The sequence below is a fragment of the Nocardia sp. NPDC006044 genome (assembly GCF_042871115.1).
In the GTDB taxonomy this organism is placed as follows: domain Bacteria; phylum Actinomycetota; class Actinomycetes; order Mycobacteriales; family Mycobacteriaceae; genus Nocardia.
Genome location: NZ_JBIAID010000001.1, coordinates 310,744 through 334,811 on the forward strand (window position 1 = coordinate 310,744; position 24,068 = coordinate 334,811).

General features: G+C 66.7%; 22 protein-coding genes and 2 pseudogenes. 12 read left to right on the top strand and 12 right to left on the bottom strand.

What is annotated here, in order from left to right:
- The first annotated feature begins 60 nt into the window (after nt 1–60).
- The 4 genes from pcaB (at nt 61) to ACFYO1_RS01500 (ending at nt 4,267) form a co-directional block, all read left to right on the top strand.
- Nucleotides 61–1,407, top strand: coding sequence for a 3-carboxy-cis,cis-muconate cycloisomerase (gene pcaB, locus ACFYO1_RS01485; RefSeq protein WP_387226057.1), 1,347 nt, complete (start codon nt 61–63; stop codon nt 1,405–1,407).
- A 105-nt stretch (nt 1,408–1,512) separates the two neighbouring features.
- Nucleotides 1,513–2,502, top strand: a complete 990-nt coding sequence (locus tag ACFYO1_RS01490; RefSeq protein WP_387226059.1) for a GlxA family transcriptional regulator — start codon at nt 1,513–1,515, stop codon at nt 2,500–2,502.
- Nucleotides 2,499–3,143 (top strand): DJ-1/PfpI family protein, encoded by a 645-nt coding sequence (locus ACFYO1_RS01495; RefSeq protein ID WP_387226060.1) that lies wholly within the window; start codon nt 2,499–2,501, stop codon nt 3,141–3,143. Before ACFYO1_RS01490 ends, ACFYO1_RS01495 begins: the two co-directional genes overlap by 4 nt.
- Before the next feature lie 395 nt (nt 3,144–3,538).
- On the top strand, nt 3,539–4,267 hold the full coding sequence (locus ACFYO1_RS01500; protein WP_387226062.1) for a TetR/AcrR family transcriptional regulator: 729 nt from the start codon (nt 3,539–3,541) through the stop codon (nt 4,265–4,267).
- Nucleotides 4,268–4,272: 5 nt separating this feature from the next.
- Here ACFYO1_RS01500 and ACFYO1_RS01505 read toward each other — a convergent pair whose 3' ends face one another.
- On the bottom strand, nt 4,273–5,247 hold the full coding sequence (locus ACFYO1_RS01505) for a GlxA family transcriptional regulator (protein WP_387226064.1): 975 nt from the start codon (nt 5,245–5,247) through the stop codon (nt 4,273–4,275).
- A 246-nt stretch (nt 5,248–5,493) separates the two neighbouring features.
- On the opposite strand from ACFYO1_RS01505, the gene ACFYO1_RS01510 reads away from it, so the two are divergent.
- The 4 genes and pseudogenes from ACFYO1_RS01510 to ACFYO1_RS01525 all read left to right on the top strand — a co-directional run bounded on the left by ACFYO1_RS01510 (nt 5,494) and on the right by ACFYO1_RS01525 (nt 8,539).
- Nucleotides 5,494–5,949, top strand: a complete 456-nt coding sequence (locus ACFYO1_RS01510; protein ID WP_387226066.1) for a hypothetical protein — start codon at nt 5,494–5,496, stop codon at nt 5,947–5,949.
- A 188-nt stretch (nt 5,950–6,137) separates the two neighbouring features.
- Nucleotides 6,138–6,869, top strand: a complete 732-nt coding sequence (locus tag ACFYO1_RS01515; RefSeq protein ID WP_387226068.1) for a DJ-1/PfpI family protein — start codon at nt 6,138–6,140, stop codon at nt 6,867–6,869.
- A gap of 174 nt (nt 6,870–7,043) precedes the next feature.
- Nucleotides 7,044–7,884, top strand: a pseudogene (locus ACFYO1_RS01520) (glucose 1-dehydrogenase).
- A 43-nt stretch (nt 7,885–7,927) separates the two neighbouring features.
- Entirely contained in the window at nt 7,928–8,539 is a 612-nt protein-coding gene (locus ACFYO1_RS01525) for a flavodoxin family protein (RefSeq protein ID WP_387226070.1), read from the top strand.
- Here the strand turns inward: ACFYO1_RS01525 and ACFYO1_RS01530 are convergent.
- On the bottom strand, nt 8,530–9,192 hold the full coding sequence (locus ACFYO1_RS01530; RefSeq protein WP_387226072.1) for a class I SAM-dependent methyltransferase: 663 nt from the start codon (nt 9,190–9,192) through the stop codon (nt 8,530–8,532). The two genes, ACFYO1_RS01525 and ACFYO1_RS01530, sit on opposite strands and share 10 nt — an antisense overlap.
- Before the next feature lie 236 nt (nt 9,193–9,428).
- Between ACFYO1_RS01530 and ACFYO1_RS01535 the strand changes: the two genes are divergently transcribed.
- Nucleotides 9,429–9,851: an Hsp20/alpha crystallin family protein gene (locus tag ACFYO1_RS01535; RefSeq protein WP_387226073.1), complete on the top strand. Its 423-nt coding sequence runs from the start codon at nt 9,429–9,431 to the stop codon at nt 9,849–9,851.
- 690 nt (nt 9,852–10,541) lie between these two features.
- The gene (locus ACFYO1_RS01540; protein WP_387226075.1) at nt 10,542–10,700 is read left to right on the top strand and encodes a hypothetical protein; all 159 of its coding nucleotides are present in this window, start codon (nt 10,542–10,544) and stop codon (nt 10,698–10,700) included.
- A 263-nt stretch (nt 10,701–10,963) separates the two neighbouring features.
- Here ACFYO1_RS01540 and ACFYO1_RS01545 read toward each other — a convergent pair whose 3' ends face one another.
- Entirely contained in the window at nt 10,964–11,476 is a 513-nt protein-coding gene (locus tag ACFYO1_RS01545; RefSeq protein ID WP_387231639.1) for a helix-turn-helix transcriptional regulator, read from the bottom strand.
- A gap of 9 nt (nt 11,477–11,485) precedes the next feature.
- Nucleotides 11,486–12,045, bottom strand: a pseudogene (locus ACFYO1_RS01550) (AraC family transcriptional regulator ligand-binding domain-containing protein); the annotation flags it as partial.
- Between the two features lie 292 nt (nt 12,046–12,337).
- Between ACFYO1_RS01550 and ACFYO1_RS01555 the strand changes: the two are divergent.
- On the top strand, nt 12,338–14,395 hold the full coding sequence (locus tag ACFYO1_RS01555) for a CocE/NonD family hydrolase (protein ID WP_387226078.1): 2,058 nt from the start codon (nt 12,338–12,340) through the stop codon (nt 14,393–14,395).
- A gap of 868 nt (nt 14,396–15,263) precedes the next feature.
- On the opposite strand, the gene ACFYO1_RS01560 is transcribed toward ACFYO1_RS01555, so the two are convergent.
- Together ACFYO1_RS01560 and ACFYO1_RS01565 are read right to left on the bottom strand one after the other, a co-directional pair.
- The gene (locus ACFYO1_RS01560; protein ID WP_387226081.1) at nt 15,264–15,536 is read right to left on the bottom strand and encodes a WhiB family transcriptional regulator; all 273 of its coding nucleotides are present in this window, start codon (nt 15,534–15,536) and stop codon (nt 15,264–15,266) included.
- Nucleotides 15,536–16,000 (bottom strand): DoxX family protein, encoded by a 465-nt coding sequence (locus ACFYO1_RS01565; RefSeq protein WP_387231641.1) that lies wholly within the window; start codon nt 15,998–16,000, stop codon nt 15,536–15,538. Before ACFYO1_RS01565 ends, ACFYO1_RS01560 begins: the two co-directional genes overlap by 1 nt.
- Nucleotides 16,001–16,377: 377 nt before the next feature.
- Here ACFYO1_RS01565 and ACFYO1_RS01570 point away from each other — a divergent pair, with 377 nt between their 5' ends.
- Nucleotides 16,378–16,824: a hypothetical protein gene (locus ACFYO1_RS01570; protein WP_387226084.1), complete on the top strand. Its 447-nt coding sequence runs from the start codon at nt 16,378–16,380 to the stop codon at nt 16,822–16,824.
- Here the strand turns inward: ACFYO1_RS01570 and ACFYO1_RS01575 are convergent, their stop codons facing one another.
- From ACFYO1_RS01575 to ACFYO1_RS01600, 6 genes are read right to left on the bottom strand one after another with little or no spacing between them, the layout of a single operon-like run.
- Nucleotides 16,825–18,960: an MMPL family transporter gene (locus tag ACFYO1_RS01575; RefSeq protein ID WP_387226086.1), complete on the bottom strand. Its 2,136-nt coding sequence runs from the start codon at nt 18,958–18,960 to the stop codon at nt 16,825–16,827. It abuts the gene before it with no gap.
- Nucleotides 18,957–20,150, bottom strand: a complete 1,194-nt coding sequence (locus ACFYO1_RS01580) for a peptide synthetase (RefSeq protein WP_387226088.1) — start codon at nt 20,148–20,150, stop codon at nt 18,957–18,959. Before ACFYO1_RS01580 ends, ACFYO1_RS01575 begins: the two co-directional genes overlap by 4 nt.
- The gene (locus tag ACFYO1_RS01585; protein WP_387226090.1) at nt 20,147–21,214 is read right to left on the bottom strand and encodes an NAD-dependent epimerase/dehydratase family protein; all 1,068 of its coding nucleotides are present in this window, start codon (nt 21,212–21,214) and stop codon (nt 20,147–20,149) included. The genes ACFYO1_RS01580 and ACFYO1_RS01585 overlap by 4 nt, the downstream gene beginning before the upstream one ends.
- Nucleotides 21,211–21,480, bottom strand: a complete 270-nt coding sequence (locus ACFYO1_RS01590) for a hypothetical protein (protein WP_387226092.1) — start codon at nt 21,478–21,480, stop codon at nt 21,211–21,213. The genes ACFYO1_RS01585 and ACFYO1_RS01590 overlap by 4 nt, the downstream gene beginning before the upstream one ends.
- Nucleotides 21,477–23,156, bottom strand: coding sequence for a fatty acid CoA ligase family protein (locus tag ACFYO1_RS01595; protein WP_387226094.1), 1,680 nt, complete (start codon nt 23,154–23,156; stop codon nt 21,477–21,479). The genes ACFYO1_RS01590 and ACFYO1_RS01595 overlap by 4 nt, the downstream gene beginning before the upstream one ends.
- The gene (locus tag ACFYO1_RS01600; protein ID WP_387226096.1) at nt 23,153–24,061 is read right to left on the bottom strand and encodes a hypothetical protein; all 909 of its coding nucleotides are present in this window, start codon (nt 24,059–24,061) and stop codon (nt 23,153–23,155) included. Before ACFYO1_RS01600 ends, ACFYO1_RS01595 begins: the two co-directional genes overlap by 4 nt.
- Between the last annotated feature and the right edge of the window lie 7 nt (nt 24,062–24,068).

Genomic DNA, 24,068 nt, shown 5'->3' on the forward strand with positions numbered 1-24,068 from the left:
CATGAGCCTGCCGCTGTCCTGGTCGGTCGCCGTTTCGACGCGTGATCGGGGGGTTCGCTGATGGCTGCGGGCGGGCTGTTCGACGGGGTGTTCGCGGCGGGTTCGGTCGCCGAGTCGGTCGGCGATCGGGCCTGGGTGCAGGCGATGCTCGATTTCGAGTCGGCACTCGCGGCTGCCTCGGCGGCGGTGGGTGTAGTTCCGGAAGACGCTGCGGTTGAAATCGAAAAGTGTTGCCGGGCAGAGCTTTACGATATCGCCGCGCTGGGCGCCGACGCGGTGCGGATCGGCAATCCGGCCGGGCCGCTGGTGCGTGCGCTGACCGCGCGGGTCGCGCCCGAGGCCGCCGGCTATGTGCACCTGGGCGCGACCAGTCAGGACGTCATCGATACCGCCGCGATGCTGTTGAGCGCGCGGGCGCTGGCCGCGTTGCGCACCGACCTGCACGTCTGCGCAACGCGGCTGGCGCAGCTGGCCGAGGAACACGCGGGGACGGTGATGGCCGGGCGCAGCCTGCTCCAGCAGGCGCTGCCGGTGACCTTCGGGCTCACCGCGGCCGGATGGCTCGGCGGGGTGACCGCGGCACTGGACCGCATCGATCTGATCCGCCGGGAACGGCTGGCGGTGCAGTTCGGTGGTGCGGTAGGGACGCTGGCGGCGTTGCGGGGCAACGGAATTGCCGTGCTGAGCGAGCTCGCCCGCCGGCTCGACCTGGCCGAGCCCGCGCTGGCCTGGCATACCGAGCGCAGTCGGATCGCGGAGCTCGCCGGGGTGCTCGGGCAGACGTGTGCGGCGGTCGCGAAGATCGCTCGCGATATCACGCTGCTCGCGCAGACGGAGATCGCGGAGGTCCGCGAGCAGGGACCGCCGGGCAGCGGCGGGTCCTCGACGATGCCGCACAAGCAGAACCCCGTTGCCGCCGTCCTGGCCGCCGGTTCGGCCGCTCAGGCGCCCGGTCTGGTCGCCACCCTGCTGGCCGCCGGCGCGCACGAACACCAGCGCGCGGCCGGCGCGTGGCATGCCGAGTGGCAGCCGCTCACCGAGCTGCTGCGCACCACCGGTTCGGCGGTGCACTGGTTGCGCGTGAGTCTGGAACGTCTTCAGGTCGATCCGGTTCGTATGCGCGGCAATCTCGAAAGCACGGGCGGGCTGCTCGTCGCCGAGAACGTCGCCATCGAGCTGGCGTCGGTCGCAGGGGGAGCGGTGGGTAGGCAGGAGGCAACCGACCTGGTCGCGGCGTGCTGCCTGCGGGACTCGTCGGGCGATCTCGCTGACCTGCTGGCCGCGGATCCGACGATCGGAAAGTACTTGAACCGCAATCGGATCGAGGATCTGCTCGATCCGGCGAGCTATCTGGGTTCCGCGGCGGAACTCGTCCGGCGCGCACTGCGCGACTGGCAGTCACGCTGATCGATCTTCTGAACCGGTCTTTGGTCGTGCCGTTGCTCTCGCCTATGTCCTAAAAGGTGGGGTATTCGACCTTGCGGTCATATCGGGGTGCGGCGACGATGAGATATGGCCATTCGGAAGGTGCTCATCGTCTGCTTCGAAGGCGTGCAAAGCCTCGACGTGACGGGGGCGCTCGAGGTGTTCGCAGGGGCGAATACTGCCCGGGGCTCGCTCGGACTCGAACCGGCCTACACGATCACCACGGCGAGCCTCGGCGGGCAACCCGTACGCACGTCGAGTGGTTTGCAGATCGTTCCAGAGACCGATCTGGACAGCGTCGAGGATCCGGATGTGCTGCTCGTGCCCGGCGGACTGGGCGGTGGGCGGCACGACCCGCGGCTGGTGGCCTGGGTGCGGGACAACGCCGGACGGGCGCGGCAGACCGTCTCGGTCTGCACGGGTGCGTTCCTGCTCGCCGAGGCGGGCCTGCTCGCGGGACGCCGGGTGACCACACACTGGGCGCATTGCGCCGCGCTGGCCGAGCGCTTCCCCGAGGTCGAGGTGCTGACCGAGCCGATTTTCGTTCAGGACGGTGCCATTTCGACCTCCGCCGGTGTCACCGCGGGGATCGACCTCGCGTTGGCCATCGTGGAAGACCATCTCGGCAGGGATACCGCGCTGGCCGTGGCGCGGCACCTGGTGGTGTTCCTGCGGCGGCCCGGTGGCCAGGCCCAATTCAGCGTTCAGCTCGCCACGCAGATGGCGCAGCGCGAACCCGTGCGCGAGGTGCAGCAGTGGGTCGCCGAGCATCCGAATTCCGACCTGTCCGTCGAGGCGCTCGCGCAGCGGGCGAGTTTGTCACCGCGGCAGTTCACCCGGGCGTTCTCGGCCGAGGTCGGTATGCCGCCGGGGCGCTACGTCGACCGAATTCGCGTGGAGGCCGCGCGCCGTCAGCTCGAGGACACCAAGCACAGCATCGAGGAAATCGCCGACGACTGCGGGTACGGCACGACGGAGGCGATGCGGCGCGCATTCCTGCGAATGGTCGGCGTCGCGCCCGCCGAATACCGGCGACGTTTCCAACCGAGTTTCGTACCGTCACTAGGAGAATCATGAAGATCGCGATCCTGCTGTTCGATCGTTTCACCGCGCTGGATGCCGTCGGGCCCTATGACGTGCTCAGTCGCCTGCCCGGCGCCGAAGTCGTCTTCGTCGGGGAGTCCGCCGGGCCGGTTCGCAACGATGCGGGCAGCCTCCGGTTGGTCGTCGACGCCGAGTTGTCCGAGGTGGTCGACCCCGACATCGTGCTCGTGCCCGGCGGCCCCGGACAGACCGCGCACATGTCCGACGGACCGGTGCACCGGTGGCTGCGCTCGGTCGACGAAACCAGCACGTGGACAACGTCGGTATGCACCGGTTCGCTGATCCTCGCCGCCGCGGGACTGCTCACCGGCCGCCGCGCCACCTCCCATTGGCTGGCCCTGGACACCCTGACCTCCTTGGGCGCCACCGCCGTCAGCGAACGCGTAGTCCACGACGGCAAATACGTCACCGGCGCCGGCGTCTCCGCCGGCATCGACATGGCCCTCACCCTCGCCGGCGAAATCGCCGGAGAAGACGTAGCCCAATCCATTCAACTCCTGGCCGAATACGACCCCCAACCGCCCTACAACGCCGGCTCCCCAGCCACCGCCCCCGCCCACCTGGTCACCCGCTTCCGCGAATCCAGCCGCCACCGCGAACCCCAGCCATCCTGAGTGAAAGTCGCATCGGCCGACTGGCTGGTTGTCCATGTGACAGATCCATAACATGTAGGCGATGGAATGGATCTGTGACATCACGCGCGGGTCAGGCGGTGTCAGGTACTCGATATCTGCTGATGAGCGACAGTCGTGGGCCGCTTTTCATCCAGATCGCCGAATCTTGTTCGTAGTAGGCAATGTTCTAGAACCATGACATGCACCCTGCCTGCGTGCGGCGCTGGCGGAAGCCGACGGTGGCACCCGCTTCGCACCGGCAGATTTGCGTGCTCGGCTTGTCGACACCGTGGCTGGGCATTGCGCGACCAGTAGATACGGCGGGCGTATGAGTCGAGGGCACGATCTAAGTTCTGGAGTGCGAACTTAGATCGTGCCTCGTTATAGTGCGAGGTATGGCGAGTGATCCCAGGCGGCGTCGGGCGGCGCGGCATGCCCAGGCCGATGCTGGGGTGGCGGTGGCGGTGCGGAAGGCGCCTATAACGGTGGAGCGGATTACCGATGCCGCGTTGCAGGTGGTGGCCGAGCAGGGGTATGACGCGCTGACTATTCGGAGCGTGACGAATGTGCTGGGCACGGGGCCGTCTTCGCTTTATGCCCACATCGTCAACAAGGCCGATATCGATGATCTGCTGGTCGGCCGGTTGTGTGCTCAGATCGTGCTGCCGGCACCCGATCCGGCGCGGTGGCGCGAGCAGATCCGCGACGTGTACGGCCAACTGCGCGATCAGTATCTGAAGTATCCGGGTATCTCCCGGGCCGCGCTGGCGATGGTGCCGACGAATCTGGAGGCTCTGCGGGTAGCGGAGGGAATCTTCTCGATCCTGCTCGCCGCGGGCATCGAACCGCAGGCCGCGGCCTGGGGCATGGACACGCTCTCCCTCTACGTCGCCGGCTACGCCCTGGAAACCTCGCTGGTCCGGCAGCGGCAAAAGGCCGAGGACGAGACCTGGGTGTCGAGTCCCGAGGAACTGGCGACCCGGTTCAGCGCTCTGCCCGAGGCCACGTTCCCGAACACCAGGAAGCACGTGACCGAGTTGACCTCGGGCACCGGCCACCAGCGTTTCGACTTCGCCCTCGGACTGCTCATCGACAACCTCGCACCCGCTCCTGCCGCGGGCTGAACGCCTTACCGCGTGCGCGGGTGTGCGAATCGTTCCCGGTACTCCCCGGGTGCTACGCCCAGGATTCGCTGGAATGTGCGGTAGAGGGTTTCGGGTCGCCGTAGTCCGGTGGCCGCCGCGACTCGGTCCAAGGGTAGGTCGGTGGTCTCCAGAAGTCGCCGGGCCGTCGTGAGTCTGGCTTGTTCGACGTAGCGGGCGGGGGTGGTGCCGAATTCGGCAGCGAACACCCGGGAGAAGTTCCGGGTGCTCATTCCGGCGCGCTTGGCCAGAACCTCCAGTGACAGGTCCGCGGTGAGGTTCTGTTCGATCCAGCGTTGCAGGTCGCGCAAGGGTTCCAGTCGCGGTTCGGCGGTGGCCGGGGGTGCACTGAACTGGCTCTGCCCGCCTGGGCGTTGCAGATACACCACCAACCACCTGGAGATCTCCCGCGCGAGGTCGGGTCCGTGGTCGGCGGTCACGAGCGCGAGGGCGAGATCGATGCCTGCGGTGACTCCCGCCGAGGTCCAGAATCTGCCGTCTCGGACGTAGATGCGGTCGGGCTCGACGTTCAGGTCCGGGTATCGCTCGGTCAGGCCGGTGCTGCCGGCCCAGTGCGTGGTGACCGTGCGCTCACGCAGCAAGCCCGCCTCGGCGAGCAGGAACGCTCCGGCGCAGACCGCGCCGACCCGGCGAGCGCCCCAGGCGGCCTGCTTGATTCCCTCGATCAGGTCCGGCCGGCGCAGGGCGGGCCCGAACGCGAGCCCGCCGGTGACCAGCAACGTGTCCGCCGGATCGGATGAATCGCCGACCCGTCCGGTGGCGATCACCTCGACTCCGCTCAGTGCGCGAACCGGGCCGGCGCGCGGAGCGAGCGTCTCGACGGTGTAGAGCGGCTGCCCGCTCAGGATCGTGGCGGCGTTGAAGACGTCGGCCGGTCCGGCGAGGTCGAGTAGCTGGAAGCCTTCGAAAATCACCAGCTGGACGCGTCGAGATTCGGCCATGAATGTCATCATGCGGAAACCGCGACCTGGCGTCAACGAGGCAGGTATTGCGTTTCCGGCCGAACTTTCAGGCTCGAATTGCCATTGTTTGCTCCTGGACGCCAACCGTCCGGATTGCGCAAGATGGGATGTGCGATGCCGACGCGGATCCGCAAACCGATGCGATTCGCCGCACCTCCGGGAACACCCGAATTCGGTTTCGCGGGAAGGTGTTTCGGTCGTACCTTCGAGTAAAGGTGGAAATCCGTGAAACCAAGTATCACCACTGTCGCCACGGCGCTGGGAGCGACACGTGCAGTGCTGGGTATCGGTTACATGTTCGCGCCGAAGTTGTTGAACACCTTGTCGTTCGGCTCGTCGGCCGACAACGCGCCATTGCGTATCGCGAATAAGATGCTCGGTTCGCGCGAGGTGTACATGGGTGCGACCGTCATCGCGGCAGCGCGCGCGAACTCCCCGATCCTTCCGGCGATCCTGGCGGCTGGTGCCACCGCGGATGCGTGGGATTCGCTGGCGGCTTGGTCGACCCCCGGCACCAGCGGGTCGACGAAGCTCACCGTCAGCGCGGTCGCCCTGACCGCCGCTGCGGTGGGGGCGCTGACCGCCTCCCGTGCCCGGCGCCGGCAGGTGGACAACGAACCGAGCGCGCTGTGGTCCACACCGCAGGACGCCGGGCATCGCACTCCGCAAACGGTGGGCTGACCGGTGCACCGGTCGGCACCCGGCAGGCCGGATGATTCGCGGCCACACCAACATCCGCCGGGCAGCCTTCACCCCGGACTCCTTGTACGCCTTGCTGGTTCGCTGGGGTGTGGCAGTCGACGGCGTGCTCGACCCGGCCTGGTCACCGGTCAACGTCCGAAACCCATACACGAAAAGTAAGGTCACCCATGCTGTTCCAGATCGCCATAGTCCTCTATCCCGGTATGACCGTGCTCGACGCGGTGGGCCCATACGAACCGTTACGCGCACTGCCCGACAGCGAACTGCGATTCGTTTCCAACACCGTCGGCCCGGTGGTATCCGACAGCGGCGTGCTGGCCCTCGGTGCGACCCACACCTTCACCGAGACACCCGCACCCGATCTGGTGCTGGTCCCGGGCTCCGAAGCCTCGACCACCGCCGCGATGGCCGACAAGGAACTCATCGACTGGTTGCGCACGGTCCACCCCGGAACTCGCTGGACCGCCTCGGTGTGCAGCGGCGCGCTGGTCCTGGGCGCTGCCGACATCCTGCGCGGGCACCCGGCGACCACCCACTGGATAGCCCAACCCGCGCTGGCGACCTTCGGCGCCGAATCCCGGCCGCACGAGCGCATCGTGCGCAGCGGCAAAATCGTCACCGCCGCGGGAGTGTCGGCCGGAATTGATCTGGGTCTGTGGCTGGTCGCCGAACTGGCCGGCACCGAGTACGCCGAAGTGGTCCAGCTCGCCTTGGAATACGACCCCAGGCCACCCTTCGACAGCGGACACCCCGACAAAGCCTCGGCCGCTGTGCTGAAAATGGCGCGGCGCGAAATGCTCCAGCGCGCCGCCAACCCGAAGATCCCGATCGAGATCGCCACCGCCCTGTGGCGGCTCACCCTCAACCGGATCCGGGCCCGCTCCACAGTCCGCGCCTGACGCGTTCGGGTTTCGCCGGGACGGCGAGCGACCGAATTAGCCGTGGTCACGGCATCCCGGTACCGACGCCGAGCACGGCGACACTCAGGCCGCCCGGACGCCACCTGGTTGGGACGACGATCACCGGGTAGGCGCCGAGGGCCAGGAGTTGTCGGCTCGCAGGAGGTGTTGATCATGGGATTTCCCGAACAGCAGCAAGAGGTTCCGGGCGTGCAGGCGCGGATGTCGCCGCAACCGGATTGCGGCGAGACCAGCTACCGGGGGCAGCGGAAAATTGACCGGTAAGGCGGCGGTGATCACCGGCGCCGACAGCGGCATCGGACGTGCGGTCGCCATCGCGTTCGCGCGGGAAGGCGCCGACGTGCTGATCTCCTACCTCAACGAGGACGAGGACGCCGAGCAGGTCGCCGAGCTCGTGGAACAAGCCGGGCGCAAGGCCGTACTGGTGGCCGGCGATATCTCCGATCCCAGCCACTGCCGGGCGGTGGTCGCCCGCGCCGCGGCGGAATTCGGCCGCATCGATGTCTTGGTCAGCAACGCGGCTTACCAGATGACGCATGACACGATCGAGGAAATCTCCGACGAAGAATTCGATTACACGTTCAAGGTCAATGTCGGGGCCTATTTCTACCTGGTCAAGGCGGCGCTGCCGCATATGGGACCCGGTGCGTCGATCATCGGTAGCTCGTCGGTGAATTCGGATATGCCCTCGCCGACCTTGGCGCCGTACGCGGCCACCAAGGCGGCGATCGCCAACTTCTCGGCAAGTCTGGCTCAGCTGTTGGGCGAGAAGGGAATTCGGGTCAACAGTGTCGCGCCCGGACCGATCTGGACGCCGCTGATTCCCTCGACGATGCCGGGGGAGAAGGTGCGCCAGTTCGGCGATGACACACCGCTCGGGCGAGCGGGCCAGCCCGCGGAACTCGCCCCCGCCTACGTTCTGCTGGCCGCCGACGACGGCAGCTACATCTCCGGCGCGCGGATCGCTGTCACCGGCGGTCGCCCGATTCTCTGATCAGCGCACGTCACTCACCATTACATTCAGGAGGCCGAATCCCATGAGTAATCCGACCGCACTCGCGCTGGTATGCACGTTGCAGAAGTCGCCCGCGGAATCCAGTAGCGACCTCATCGCCCGGCATGCGCTGGACGCGCTGGCCGAGAGCGATATCAAGGGGGAGGTCGTGCGCGTGGTGGATTACGACGTGCACGCTGGTGTCAGCACGGATGAAGGTTCGGGCGACCAGTGGCCCGCCATCCGGGAACGCATTCTCTCCGCCGATATTCTGCTCGTCTCGACCCCGACGTGGGTCGGGCACATGTCGTCGGTGGCCCAGCGGGTGCTCGAACGCCTGGACGCGGAATTGTCCGAGACCGATGACGCGGGACGCCCCTCCATGGTCGGCAAGGTCGGTATCGCCGCGGTGGTCGGTAACGAGGACGGGGCACACAAGATCGTCGGCGACTTGTTCCAGGCCCTCAACGACATCGGCTTTTCCGTTCCCGCCCAAGGGTGTACCTACTGGAATGGGGAAGCGATGGGCGGCACCGATTACCGAGACCTCGATCCGGTGCCGGACCGGATCGTATCGGCGACAAAGGCCATGGCGCGCAACGCCGCTCATCTCGCGCGACTGCTGAGCGCGCAGGGTTACCCCGCCTACGAATAGCGGTCGTCCGACGATGCCGGGTCCCGAGTCGCCGGCCCGCCTTCGCCGCGGGAGAACACGGCCACCAGGAAGTCGGACTCGTCGGTGAACGGGCGCAGGTCCCACGTCGAATGCCGGGAATCCACCGTGAGTCCGGCCGCCGCGGCGTCGCTCAGGAACTGCGGGAATTCGTAACCACGGTCGGCGCCGAACCCGATCACCACGCGACCGGCCGGGGCGAGGTGGCGGGTGAACCCGGCGAGCACCGCCTGCCGGGTGGTGGGCGCCACGAAGGTCATGACGTTGCCCGCGCATACGATCACCTCGAAGCCGGCGGTGATACCGCGGCTCGGCAGGTCCAGCTCGGCGAGATCACCGACGATCCAGGTCGGACCCGGGTAGTCCTGCTCGGCTGCGGCGATCAACACCGGATCGACGTCGACCCCGACCACGACATGGCCGACCCGGTGCAGGTAGCCACCCACACGGCCCGGACCGCACCCCGCGTCGAGGACCCGGCTTCCGCGCTCGAGCATCGCGTCGACCAGCCGTGCCTCCCCGAAAATGTCCGTGCCGTCGGCTGCCAGCGCTCGGAAACGCTCAACGTAGAACGTCGAATGCGCGGGGTCGGCGGCGGTGAGCTGCTCCCACTTACTGGGGGTACGTCCACTCATCGTCGGATCCTCCTCGTTCGGGTCGTAGTGGCCTACTGTGCCAGGGCCGGTCGTCGGGGGTGAGGGCGACTGATCGGCTGGAACCGCGCGGGCGGACCTCGCCGGGCACGCGGCGGAAAATCGCCGATTCGGATGCTTGCACCCGCGAGTGAAGAGTGCTAAAAAATATCTATACCGGATGGCGCAGATTATCTGGTTCGACAACGAGAGAATGGAGTGTGTTGGAGGTGACGACCATGCTGATGCGTACCGATCCGTTCCGTGATCTGGACCGTCTGACGCAGCAGGTGTTCGGCACTGCGGCGCGGCCCGCGACGATGCCTATGGATGCCTGGCGTGACGGCGATCAGTTCCTGGTGGAACTCGACCTGCCCGGTATCGATCCGGCATCGCTGGATCTGGACATCGAACGCAATGTGGTGACCGTGAAAGCCACTCGCCCGGAACTGGATTCGGGTCGATCGATGATCGCCGCGGAACGTCCGCGCGGAGTGTTCAGCCGCCAGCTGTTCCTGGGCGAGGGGCTCGATACCGACCACATTCGCGCCGACTACACCGACGGTGTGTTGCGCCTGGCGATTCCGGTCGCCGAGAAGGCCAAGCCACGCAAGATCGAAATCGGACACCGCAACGGCAATCGGCAGGCGATCAACGCCTGACCCCGCCCGGAGTGGCGCTTCTGTTCAGGAGGCGGCGTCATGACTGCGAAAATCTACTACCAGCGGTTACGCGGCGGGCGACCCGGTACCCGGCGGGCTACTCAGCGCGGACCTCCGGCGCGCTGCCGCGGCAACCGGACAGTTGAATCCATCCCAGGTAGAAGCGAGGTGATGCCCGTATCCGATTCAGTGGAATGAAACGCGCCGGCGGTGATGCCGATACGCCCGGCACCATCGTGCGGTCGAGCAACCCGTAACCGCCACTCCTGTGGCACAGCCGGGCTATATCGCCGCCGACGCGGAATCTATCGATTGTCACGTCACTCTTCCAGTGTGCGGGGTGGGCTCGGTAGCCGAGCCCACCCCGCCCCGACCCGGGAGGTCGACCATGGCGCCGATCCCCGTCGACCGAATCGAACAATCCCTGATCATTCCGATACCCGATGACCACTATCCCTTCGCCTGTTGATCCCGCCGCCCCGTTCGCCGAGCACACGCGCTGGCGCCACGGCGTGGTGGCCTGGTTCAAAGCCCTCGAACCCGGCCGGCCGGTGGTGTTCACCGCCGTCGACCGCGGTCGCGGACCCGAAGCCGACCGTGTTCACCCGTACCTGCGCGCCGTTGCCACGTCGCGTCCACCGGATCGTCCCGCCACCGACCCCCGACGTCGCGCCGAGACCAAGGAAACCGATGGCCCTGTTGCACACACATCACTACGTTCTGGTCTTGCTCAGCAGTTTGGTCGTTCTCGCCGCGGCCGGGGCGCCCCCGTCAGTGCTGGTGGCTTTGCCGGCGCTCGCGGCCATAGCGATCCTGGCCGCCCTGTACCGGCTCGACGCTCGCGCATAGTTGAAGATCGGAGATTTCGTGACCACGCCTGACCTCGCCAACCGTCCGAATCGCGATGCGCCCACTCGGATGGTCCACCGGCGCAACGCAATTACTACCGATCCGGAAGACGCGGTGGTGCGCTGGCCTGAACCGAGCCGCCTGGAGCCCTGGTGGAACAGCGTCATGAGGCCGTCTTACCCGCGCACCGGTCAGTGCTCGGTGGTTGAGCCACAGCGTGATTCGCCGAGGCCCTGCTGAATCTCGGGGTACTCCCGCGCTGATCAGCCGGACCGGGCGTCTGCCGATGAATTGCTCAGTGGCCAAGGGCTTTCGGTACCGGCTCGGTCACTGAGACGCCGACGGGCCTCGGTGCGGATCTGCTGCGGCGTGGCACCGTACCAGCGGCGCACGACCCGGGTGAGTGCGGATTGCTCACGCAGGCCGACCAGGGTGGTGATCCGGCCGACCGAGATATCGGTCTCGCACAGCAGGCGGTACGCGATGTCGCGGCGGGCGGTGTCGAGGATGGCGGTGAACGTGGTTCCTTCCGCGGCCAGGGCCCGCTGCAGGCTGCGTTCGCCGACGGTGAGCATGCGCGCCACGGTGCCGATGTCGGCGCTGGATTCGACCAGGGCGCGGTCGACGGCGAGGCGAACGCGAGCGGTCATGGTCCGGTCGAGGTGGGTGAAGTTGCGCTCGAGGAAGTCCAGCGCGAGCTTGTGCACCAGCGGGTTGCTCTCGATCATCGGCTGCGCGAGCAACTCGGCCGGGAAGCGGAAGATGGTCGTCGGCATGTCGAATCGCACATCGGCACCGAAGAATTCGGTATAGCGACGGCTCGGTGCGCGCGGTGGATGTGGTACGTGGATCGAGCGCAGCCCGTAATCGCCGCCGACACCACGCCGCACGAATAGGTGCAACAGTCCGACGCCGTGGTCGATGCCCTGGCTGAACGGCGTCGCCTCGGCCAGGTCGCGATAGTGCAGCGCGATCACGCCCGGCTGCTGCTCGGGGTCGGGACGGAGCTGAATCGACAGTCCGCCATGGTGAATCGGCAGATACCTTGGACGCAGAGCACCGCTTCGCCGACCGTCGCGGCATTGTGCGCGGCAACCGCGAGTGGGCCGAGGACCTCCGGGGATTGGCGAGCGGCCAAGCGCAGGCCGAAGTCGGGACAAGCCAATTCGGTGGCCGCGACCTCCAGCGCCCACCCCATGGAATCGGCAGTCACGACCGCGTCGTCGGAGTCCAGTGCCTCGGGCGCGATCCCGAATCGGCGCAACAACGCCGCGCCGTCGCCGCCTAGCTCCTCGGCCAGTTCGCGATACCCGCGGAGCAGTGCGGCTCTCCCCATCACCGCCATCAGCAACTCCCTCCGCCGCGCCGGGGCGACACGTCTTCCCGGTGCCGCAGCGTATCCAGTGTTGTGCCGGGGAACAAGGGATTCGCCGATTGTCTGGGCCACGAACTGGCCCGTTACCGGGCTTGATGCCGGTTCGCCTAGTCGGAACACCTAGGCGGTGTCGCCCTCGGGTAAAAGGATGTCGCATAGGAACGAGGCCGTCCTACCGGCCGGTAGCAACAATCTGGCCATGGGTCGAGTGAGAGGTAGGACACCTTCGATGAGGGCGCGGAAGCGAACGAGGCGGTTCGCGATGCAGGGCATGGTTTTGGCGTCGGTGGCATTGGCGGGGGCGTCGTTCCTGGCCCCGACCGCAGTCGGTGAGCCGGGTGGGGTGTTCACCGGAATCGAGGGTGGATCGCATGCGGCGCAATGGAATTCGGCACTGGATGGCCCGCAGCCGTATAACGGGATCAGTCCAGATCTCGCGGTGCCGATCACGATGAGCGACGGCAAGGTGCTCAAAGCCGACGTCATCCATCCGGCCCGCGACGGCCGCCTGGCCGATGGCAGGCGTCCGGTGGTCCTGCAGATGCAGGGCTACGGAAAACTCCCGATTCTGATCGGGCAGGCGCTGCTCGCCTCCGCCGACGGACTCGGCATCAAACAACCTCTCGCGGAGTGGATCTCCTCGCTCAACCTGCCGGGAGTCGGGGTCGACGGACTGTTCGATGTCACCCGACAGCTCGACGCCGGCGTCCTGGAGGCCGCCGCGCAGGATTGGGCGTTGGCCGAGGCCGGGTACACCCTGGTGCAGGTCGACATGCGCGGTACCGGCACCTCCGAGGGCGCCTGGCAGGTCTTCGGCGACCGCGAGAAGCAGGATGCCGCGGAGGTGATCGACTGGATCACCCGCCAGTCCTGGAGTGACGGCAATGTCGGCACCATGGGCGTCTCGTTCACCGCGATCAGCGCCCTGGAGGCCACCGATCGGATGCCACCGGGGCTGAAGGCGGTCTTCGCCTATGAGGGCAGCGCCGATGTCTTCGGCGATATCGTCGGCCCCGGCGGCGGCGTCGGGGCCGGGTTCCTGATTCCCTGGCTGCTCGGCGTCAACGCGTCCAAGATGATTCCGGACATCACCGCCCTCGTGGTCGGAAAGTTCGATCCCGCACAGCAATTGCAATGGTTGAAGGACCGCATCGCCAATCCGCTCACCATGGTCGACACGGTCATCAATGCCTACACCGCCTTGACACCTGATCAGCTGACACCGCAGACCCGAGGCGTGGTCGATCCGAATTCGCCGTTCCGCCAAGGATTGAAGGCCAAGGTCGGCAACATTCGGGTGCCGACCTTCATGGTCGGCGCCTGGTTCGACATCTTCGGCACTACACCTACCGACACCTTCAACGCCATACCCCTGCCGAACCAGCAGAAGAAGCTCATCATGGGCGACGGGTACCACACCGGCACGGGGCTGGCCGGTTTCGGGCATCCCGGCATGCCGCCCCGGCTGAATGTGTTGCAGCGGGCCTGGTTCGACCACTGGCTGCGCGGAATCGACAACGGCATAGAGGAATACGCGCCTCTGGTCGTGAAACAACAGGGCGGCGGCTGGACCGACCTCACGGAGTTCCCGCGCACCGAGGCGACCTATCGCCGGGTGTATCTCAACGATCTGCCGTCGGGTACCGCGGCGGGTTCGGTGTACGACGGGGGACTCGCGCAAACTCCGCGGCAGGCAACGGTCCGTGACCTCACGGTCGCGCCTGGCTTGCTGAGCCTGTGTGGTCGCGATGTCGCTCGTATCACCGCGGGCGTCACCGCATTCCTCGATGTGTGCGGCAACGACTCCCGGGTGTGGGAGCGCGACGGACTGAGCTTCACCAGCAGCCCGGTGGCCGCCGCGACCACCATCTCCGGTCCGATCAACGTGCACCTCAACGTCGTGCACGACGCCACCGACGGGTACTGGGTGGCCACGGTCAACGATGTGGCCCCCGACGGCACCTCTCGCCAGATCGCCGGCGGGCAGCTGGCCTCCTCGCTGCGCCAGATCGACGAGGCGGCCAGCAAGACCTCCGCCACCGGCGACTACACCGAACCGCACTATTACCTCTCACTGGACCGGCGACAGCCCACCGTGCCCGGCGAACCGGTCACCCTCGACATCGCCGCGACACCGACCGACGCAGTGCTGCAACCCGGACACCGGTTGCGCATCGACGTGTACGCCAGCAATTTCCCGAAGGGCGTCCCGCCGACGCTCATCCTGGCCGATTCCGGCCTCCGCCCCGAGCACGTGCGACTCGACCCGGACGCCCCGAGCTGGGTGAACATCGCCCTCACCGGGGACATCCCGGAATAGGAGCGAGCAGCGATGGGGCGGAGGCGGATTGTTGCGAAAATGAAACGATAGGGCAACTGAGCGCTGGATGAACAGTGCCTTGCTGGAGATCGCGACTGTGGCAATGCATCTACTGGGGGCGGTAGTGAGACGTAGTGGACCTGATTTCAGTGAGCCAGGTCACTCGCTGCAGCTCTTGACTAGGTGTTGCCATCACGGAACACTTTGATTCAGATATGACACAGAACGAGCATTGGTGGACGTCTATGCGGGTGTATTGCGGCTACTATGCGCCGTTCCCCGGGGCGGAACCGCCAGTGAGATATCTACCTGTAATCGCAACTAAGTTGCAGATGTGAATTAAATTCCCGGTCTGTCTCCGTGGCTCTGCGGCGACGACGAAAGAAAGAAGGAAATTCGAATGTTGGGTAGTCTCGGTGCAGCGCTGTCCCTGCCATTTGTAGCCAGTGCCATGGGCTCGCTCGGGGCGGGCGCGCTGTCAAGCCTTCCGGCATTGGGTTCGGCGAATCTGCTTGCCTCCGCCGCTCCCTGAGCGAGGTGTGGCGGTAGACGTGCGCGATATGAATCCATGATGTGACCTGTCGGGCTCGAATGAAGGAGAAGAAATAATGCTTGGATCTACCATCGGGCTACCGCTGTTGGGTAGTGCTGGTTCTTCGCTGGGAAGCGCCGGCTCGTCGGCACTTTCTACAGTCCCGATGATCACACTCTGATCGACATCCGGCAGTCGCCCATAATCCGGCGTCATCACATTTCGATCGTGCGGAATGCGGCGCTGTAACCTTCCGTTAAATGGCATGGCCCCATCGATTGGTTTCGAATGGGGCCATGCCATTTGCGCTGCCCGATAGAAGGCCATCGGTAACCGTCAACAAACTCGGCGGCCGTCCGCGACCCGTTGCAGGCGGCGTTTTGCCTCCTCCAGTGGTCGAATCAACGGATCGCTCAAGTCGACGGAGGCCACGACGCCGTGGGTGATGCCCAGGCGCAGGGCCTCGGCCGCGCAGGATCTCAGCACGGGGCAGCCTCTGCAGATGGTCTGCGCGAACGCTACCTGGGCAGGTCGGTTGGTTCCTTCTGGGAAGAAGACTTCGGGATCGATGTTTTGGCAGAGGCGTTTCGGAGATGCAGTCGGTCGCACTATCGCTGCCCCTTTGCCGAGGCGCCGGGAAGCGGATCGCCGGCTTCGGGAGATGGTTGCCGGCGATCGGTAGCTCTGGCGATCAGGTAATCGAGGGAGAAGGTGTCCGTCGGCGCGGCGAAGAGCAGGAGGAAGGCGAATCCGTAGACCGCGGCGAACGCACCGCCGTTCTCCATCGGGCGCCAGTCGAACATGTCCGGCGACACGATGTGCATGTGCTCGAACAGGTACGCGTATGCCATCGTGCCCGCTCCGAGGAGCGCGGACGCGCGCGTGTGCCAGCCGGCCGTGAGCGTGAGGCCCAAGGCGAGTTCGGCCACGCCCGCCCACCAGTAGGGCCAGCTCATCAAGGGTTCGGGATGTCCAGAGCCGGTCGGCGAGCCGGACCACCAACCGAAGAGCTTCTGGGTGGCTTCGAACAGAAAGACCACGCCTAGTCCGACGCGTGCAGTGGCGACGGCCATGGCGGGCAGGCGTGGCGCAGTCACGGTCCGGTGACTGTGGGACAAGATGTTTCTCCTGATTCGCGTCGGCTGTATGCGATGTGACCCGTCAGCGTGCTCTGCCGACTCGACGGTCGGGGCTCTGACGGTGGGCCGATCGCTTCCGGCCATATGTTGTTGCAATAATAGGACGGAAGTGCGGTATGTTGCAACACGGAGTCCTGGCGGTATGTGTCGCCATCTGGCACTTCATGCGTGCTTGACTGACCTAATGCAGGTTTTCGGAGCTGAATAGGTCGAGATGTCCATTGCATATATGCAACATTTTCGCGCGCTCCGCCTGGAGCTGAGCAAACGACACACGGGCCGCATGGCGGCCGAGTCAGGAGGTTCACCGCATGAAAACGGAAAGCAAGCGGGCGTCACTGCGGGTGAGTGGTCCGTTGCTGGTCGCGATGCTCGGTCTCGTCGGCGGTTGCGGATCCGACGAACCTACTCGGGATTCGCCGCGTGCCACGTTCACCATCTCCGGCACTCTCCGGGTACACGAGGACGCGGGTACCGAATCGGAGACCCGGGCGCGGACCGCGTGCTCGCACGCTGAGGACATGGTGTGGGTGACGACCGGTTCCGGCGACCGCGTGCTCGCCCTTGCCCAGCTCGGCAAGGGCGAGCACGCACCCGCGCAGAACCTGTGCACCTACGCGTTGACGATCCGGCAAGTCCCCGTCGGCGCCGGGGTGTACAAGGTCTCGCTCCCGGTGATCGCCGCGTCCGAGTTGTTCACCGAACCGGAGTTGCGCACGGGCGTCGACATCGAGCTTTATCCGCACAACCGAGCCTGATCATCTGATGTCGGCGCTGCTGACCAGTTCTGCGGTGGCGTGGTCCGTCGCAGTCGGCTCGCGGTCGCGTCGCCGGCCCGACGGCCACCAGTTGATCGGGCCCATCAATTGGACCAGGGCGGGAACCAACAGCATCCGGACCAGGGTCGCGTCGATAAACAGGGCGACGATCATTCCGATGCCCAAGGTCCGCATCGGGGTGAGGGGGGAGAGGGTGAAGGCGCCCGTGATGAGAATGAGCAGTGCTGCCGCGGCGGTGATCACTCGGGCGGTGCGCACGATGCCGGTCCGGACCGCACCCGCGGTATCAGCGCCAGCCCGGTGGGCTTCGCTCATCCGGGAGAGCAGAAAGACCTCGTAGTCGGTCGACAGACCGAAGACGACGGCGATGATCAACACCACCATGCCGCCGGACAGCGGGCCGGTGCTGACGCCGAGCAGACCGGCCAGGTGGCCCTGATAGAAGATCCAGCTCAATACGCCGAAGGTGGCGGTCAGGCTGAGCGCGGCCATCAATACGGCCTTGATCGGCAGCATCACCGAGCGGAACGCGCACAGCAACAGGACCATGGTCGCGGCGATCATGATGGCGATCATGAGCGGTAGCCGGTCGGTGATGGCGTCTACGCCGTCGACGACGGTCGCGGATTCACCGCCCACCTGTACTTCGGTACCCGCTGGAACGTCGAGTTGTCTTATCCGAGTGACGGTTTCGTTGGCGGCCGGACTACGGTCCGGGGCATCCAAGGTGGCATGCAGGATCACGGTGTCATGGTCACTGCTCAGCCGCAGTACTTGACGCACGCCGGGCACGCCGCCGACCCGCTGGACTATCGCGGCCGCCGTGGTGGTGTCGCCGCGAATCAGCACGGTCGCGCCGCTGTTGGCGGCGGGGAATTGTGCGGTCAGCTCCTCGACGGTGGCGCGGGTGGGGTTCCCGGCGGGCAGCGCGGTGTGGTCGATCTCGCCGAGGCGGACGCTCGCTAATGGCGCGGCCATTACCAGCAGCAGCGCGGTAACCGCGACAACGACGGCGCCGGGCCGCCGGAGTACGGCGCTCACCACGCGGCCCCAGAAGCGCGCGGCGCGACGTTCCCCGCGTTCGAACGCGTCCGCGCGCCAGGTCCAGCGGGTGATGCGGGGGCCGAGCACCAGCAATGCCGCGGGCAGGACGATCAGCGACAGCAGCGCGGCCAGGATGACCGCGGCGATGGCACCGAAGCCGAGCGAACGCAACGCGGCCTGGGGGAACACGAAGGTGCCCGCGAACGCGCAGGCCAGGAGCAACGCCGAGAACGTGATGGTCCGACCGGCGGTCGCCATCGATCGGCTCACCGCCTGGGGCACGGAGCGTCCCGCGTCGAGCTCCTCCCGGTATCTGCTGACCAGGAAGAGCCCGTAATCGATGGCCAGGCCGAGACCGAGGAGGGAGACCACGTTGACCGCGAAGACGCTCACCTCGGCGTAGCGTGCGATGAGCCCGATCGCGCCCAGCGCGCCGACCACGGTGAGTATCCCCACCATCACCGGCAGCGCGGCCGCGACCACTCCGCCGAAGACCAAGACCAGAATGGCGAGTGTTACCGGCAGCGAAAGGGATTCCGCGCGAATCAGATCGTGGCGGGATTGATCGCTGATCTCGTTCGCGAGCGCGCTGTAACCGGCGAATCGGGTGTCGACGCCCGGGATCCGCAGTGCTGCGGCGATATCGGGGTAGGCGGCGATGCGTTGCGTCTCGTCGCCTGCCAGGAATACGACCGCGAGCGCCTGCCGGCCGTCCGTGGAGCGCAGCAGGCCTTGCCGCGGCGGGGAGTTGTTCCAATAGGTTTCGACTTTCCGGGCCAGACGGTCGGGCGCGATGCGATCGACCGCTTGCGTGACCCGGGGTCCCAGGTCGGCCAGCGTCTGCCCCGGCGGAACTGTGTAGACAGCGATCACGTCTGGGTTCTGCGGACCGAGCTGGTCTCGAACGACCTTGTCCACCTGAGCCGATTCGCTGCCCGGGTCGTCGAAACCGCCGATGCTCACTCGGTTCTGCAGGTTCAGGCCGAACAGACCGAACAGCACCGTGCAACAGACCGCGGCGGCGAGCACGAGTTTCGGGCTCGCCGCCACCAGGCGGGACAGAAGTCTCATACCGAGGAGGAGTCGCGTTGCGGGACAGGAGCTTCCAGCGTCGCGGTGATCCGATCGAGCAATGCCTCCAGCCGGCTCTCGATGCCCAGACCGTTACGGGCGGACACGGTCAATTCGGTTCGGCCGTCTACTTCGGTCATCGCGAACAACAGCGGCATGGCCACACTGTGCTGTGGCAGTGCCCGCACGGATGTCGGGGTGAACCCCGGCGCGCGCAATTTCTCCAGATCGAATCGTCCGAGATGGGAGATGGTCGCGGAAACAAGGTTTCGACCATATCGCGCGCCCAGCCAATTGGTGGCGCGCAAGATGGTCCGAGCGAGCGAGTCCGGCGCGCTCGCGATCGAGCCGTGGCCGATCTGGTCGAGCTCCCGGCGTTCGGCCAACCCGGCGCGCTTGTCTGCGTTGATCTGCACCCAGCTCTGGCCGGGCGCGACGTCGAGGAAAAGCGGTAGAGCGAGATTCGCGGTCGAACTCAGTTCCAGTGCGTGCCTGCGCAGGTCGACCGGTACCATGAAGCGCTGCGTCGAACCTGCCTCGGCGGCAAGGACACTGGCGACGCGCGCCAGCGCGCCCGTTCCGGCCGCGTTGATCGAGCGGTGGCGCAGAAGATGTCTCGCTTGATGGCGCGATTGGCGACCGTACCCGATCGCGGACCGGAAGCGCGGAATCAGCACCGCCGGCTTGCCGACCGGGCCCAGCTCGCGCACCAGTTCGTCGTCGCTGATCGGATCGGCCAGGATGTGCGGGTTCTGCCCGCGCAGTGCCCGGAACACATTGTTGGCCCACAGCACCAAGCCCACGCCGTCCATCACACCGTGAAACGCGCGGAAGATGATGGTGGCCGGTGCGGCGGTCAGCAGGATGACCTCGCAGGTGGCCTCCGGAGCTCGTTCGATCGGACTGGTGAGAACCGGATCCTCCTCCAGCCGTGCGTCATTGAGCGTATGACCGGAGATCTCGCGGACAGCGGGTGGCACGCCGCTGTCCACCCAGTAGTCGCCGTCGCGCGTCAGCCGCGCGCCGGGACAGGCATCGGCGGCGATCCGGACAGCGCTGCGCAATCGACCCACGTCGATGGCGCCGTCGCCGCGGATCTCCAGCTGCATCAGAAAGGGCGGCGCCATGTCCTTCATGGGAAAGTACATGCGTTCGATGGGTGAGATGCGGCGACGGAAGGTCGTTGTCATGTTCGCTCCTGTGTGGGTTCGGTTACCGCGGTCGGTGGCCAGAGCTCGGCAACCCCGCCGACGCCGTCGAGCCAGCGGAGGAACTCCGCGAGCCCACGTTCGCGATCGACGATCGGGTGATAGCCGAAATCCGTTGCGGCGGCACTGGTGTCGTAGGTCGCGGTGCGAGTGAGCAGGGCGACCGTGTACCGCGAGAGCGGGGGTGCCCAGCGACCGGCGACCGCGGGGATGCGCCGCGCCGCTTCGATGACAGCGACGGCGGCCCGCACCAGTCGCGGGTCCGGCGTCCGGCTGGGTGCGGGGTATCCGAGACGTCCGGCTACCTCGGCGAGGAACTTCCAGACGTCGGTCTGTTCGCCGTCGGCGATGAAATACGCTTTCCCGCCGACCCTTTCGGAGGTCGACGCCTTGACGCAGGCGTCGACGATATTGTCGATATGGCACAGCGAGGCGTATACGTCGCGGCCGAACGAGAGATCGGGCAGCTTGCCCTGTGCCGTGCGCTCGAGCAGCCGGATGATCGGGCCCGACCGATCGCCGGCACCCCAGATCGCGCGCGGTCGCAGCGCGCAGGTGCGGAAGCCGGACGCGTCCGCGGCCAGCACGGCCCGCTCGGCGGCAGCCTTGGTTTCCGAGTACAGATTCAAGTATCGCTCGGGATAGGGTACCGACTCATCGATGTCGATTTGATCGCCGCCATCCCGGTCCATCAGCGCGCTCGGGCTGGAGATGAAGATGAACTGGTGGGTGCCGGCCCGGCGTGCCGCCGACAGCAATCGCTCGGTGCCGCAGACGTTCTCGTTCCAGAAATGAGTACGCGTGCCGCGCTCGTCCACTCGGGCGGCGGCGTGGAAGACGATATCGACGCCCACGGTCGCCCGGGTGAGGGACGAGGCATCGCCGAGGTCGCCGGGCACGATGCGGATCCGATCGAGATCGCAGATGTCTCGTAGATCGCTGGTCGGGCGCGCGAGTACCGCTACCTCGTGCTCGCCCTCGCGGACCAGCCTGTTTACCAGTGCCCCACCGAGGAACCCGGAGGCGCCGGTCACCAGTACTTTCATCGCGTCCTCCGCAGCGGGCGCCAGGTCATCCCGAAGACCTGAGTCATGAGCGCGGTTTCGAGCCGGGAGCGATCGCTCGTCGCGGCGGCTCGCAACGCCGCCGGGATCTGTGCGGCGTGCACCACGATGCTGAGAAACGCGTCGATCGCCCACAGCATGCGCAGCACTCGGCTGCGGGGTGGGTGTCCGGCCGCCCAGGCGATGGCGCCTGCGAGGAGCAGCGCCCAGCCGAGCAGCGGAATAGTCAGCAGGGCAGGCGATTTCATGTCGCGCCTGCCGTTCTCTGCTGGGTGACCCAGTGTGCGAGCTGTTCGCGGCCGATCTTGGCGTTGTGCCGGATATCGACGGGAAAGGCCGGGTGAAAGCGAAACTCGGAGATCGGCGCGGTGAGGTCGAATTCCGCGCCCCGGGCACGTAGTCGCGGCTCCACGGTGGACCGGTCGGCGCCGGGTTCGAGCTCGACGCACAGCACGGGCCGTTGCGAGCCGATCGGCCCGGTCCCCACCAGCGCGGTGCGCGCCACGCCGGGCACGACGTTGAAGACCTGTTCGATCTGCACCGTGAACATCGGTCCTCGCGGAGTCTCCACGCGCTGGCTCTTGCGGCCGCAGAACCAGATCCGGCCGTCGTCGTCGATCCACGCCAGATCGCCGGTCCGGTGCCAGATGACATCCCCGTCGGCGATCTTTCCGGTCGCGTTCGCGGCCGGTGGCCAGTAGTAGCGAGTGCTGACGTTCGGCCCGGCGACCACGAGCTCGCCGACACCGCGGGTCGCGGCCAGCTCACCCGCCCGCGCCCGCGCCTGCGCCCACGTGGCGATCGGCTCGTCGGTCAACGCCACGATCCGCGCCCGCACGCCGTTGACTGGCTTGCCGAGGCAGGTGCCGTCACCACTGTGCGCGCGGTCCGCGAGCCCGTCCAGCAACTCTCGAGACTCGATGGTCGCCATCGGCAGCGCCTCCGTCGAGCCGTAGCCCGCGAACACCTGCGCGTGCGGCTCGAGTACGGTGCGCAATCCGGCGATGCACCGATCCGAAACCGGCGCGCCGCCCGAAAAGACACTCCACAACGACGGCAGCCGTACTCGATGGCGCTGTAGATGCTCCAGGAGCGGGACCAGCACCGCGGGGGAGGCGAACATGGTGCGGACACCGAACCGGGTGATCGCGTCCACTACATGCGCCGGATCGGTGGACCCGACCCGGCCCGGCGTCAACGGCGGCAGTACGCATCGGGAGCCGAGCAACAGATCCAGCAGTCCGACCAGCGGCAGGGTGATCAGCGAAGTGTCCGGCGGCACTCGGTCGCGGGCATCGTGGACCTGATCGACCATCGCCGTCAGGTTGCCGTGGGTGAGTTCGACGGCCTTCGCCGGTCCGGTGCTGCCGGTGGTGAAGGCCACCAGCAGTGGATCGCCGTCGGGCGCCGGTACTCGGGCGGCCGGCCTGCGTCCCGCCGGCGTTCTGCCCCACCGAGCCAAGGTGTCGCCGAACCACAGCCAGCGCCGTCCCACCGTGACCAGAACCCGCACATCACGGAAATAGCGGCGGAGGATCACCCGAGCCAGATGGGCTTGCGGAATGCCGATGAACGCAGTGGCATCGGCAGACCGCAGGCAGCGCAGCATCTTGCGCAGCCCCATCCCCGGATCGATGACGACGGGTACCGCGCCGATCTTGAATAAACCGAGCATGACAGCGTAGAGCTCGGGACCGGGCAGGATGAGCACGATCACCCGACAACCGCTGAAAACCCCTGCGGCGGTGAGCCGTTCGGCGATGACCTCGGACCAGTCGTCGAGCTGCCCGTAGGTCAGGGTCCGGTAGTGCGGCAGTGACTCTGCCGCGGAGCCGGCCGCGAAGAGCAGCGCCGCGCGCCGTGGCGAGGCCGATGCCACGGCACGGAACCGGTCGACGCCGGCCCAGTAGGTGTCCGTGGTCACGCAATCGCTCCGACCGGTGCCGGTAGCCGGTACCGCACCGCCGCCGCGGTAGGTCCGGCTCCGGCCGCGACGAACAGGACTTCGCTGAAACCGTCCAGCGATTCGTCCCGGATCGCGCGGTCGTAGGCCAGCGGCAGCGCCGAGGTGTGCGGATCGCCGTCGGACAGATCCGGAGTACGGACTTCCGTGATCCCCAAGCGATCCGCCAGCCGCCGTGGGAATCCGGCGGTCGGCGTCGACGCGATCAGGACCGTCGTCGCCGGGTCGATCGCCGATCCCTCCGCCAGTGCGGCCTGTGCGGCCTGCTCGGCCACGGTCAGCAGACGGTCCTCGAAGCCGGGCGTACGCTCCACCGTCATCATCGTGCGCCCGGCCCGGCCCATCGTGCTGACGTCGACATAGGACTCGATCAGGGGATCCCCTTCGCCGGTTCGGGTATGTACCCGGCCGAACGTCTCGGTTCCGCCGGACGGCTCCAGCAGCAGCGCCGCTCCCGAAGTGGCATAAGGGAACTCGTCATCAGCGGCCGATCTGGACAGGGATGGATGGGTGTCGCCGGAGACGATCAGTACGTGCCCGGCACTGCCGGTCTCGAGGATGGACTGGGCCACCTGCACGGCGTTGAGGACACCGACCGCACCGTTCATCAGATCGAAGGAAAAGGTCCTCGGGTCGCCGTAGGCATAGTCGAGACCGATGCCCGCCGCCTTTTGAATCAACGCCGACATGGCGGGCTCTACGGTATTGGAGTCCCGGAACACACCCACGTTGATGAGTACGCCGATCTGGCTGGGTCGCAGTTCCGCGCGTTCCATACATTCGCGTGCCGCCCGGCCGCTGTGATCGATGCTGCTGAAAGTGTCGCCGGCACTGCTGGTTCCAGTCGACTTGATACGAATTCCCATGGCTACT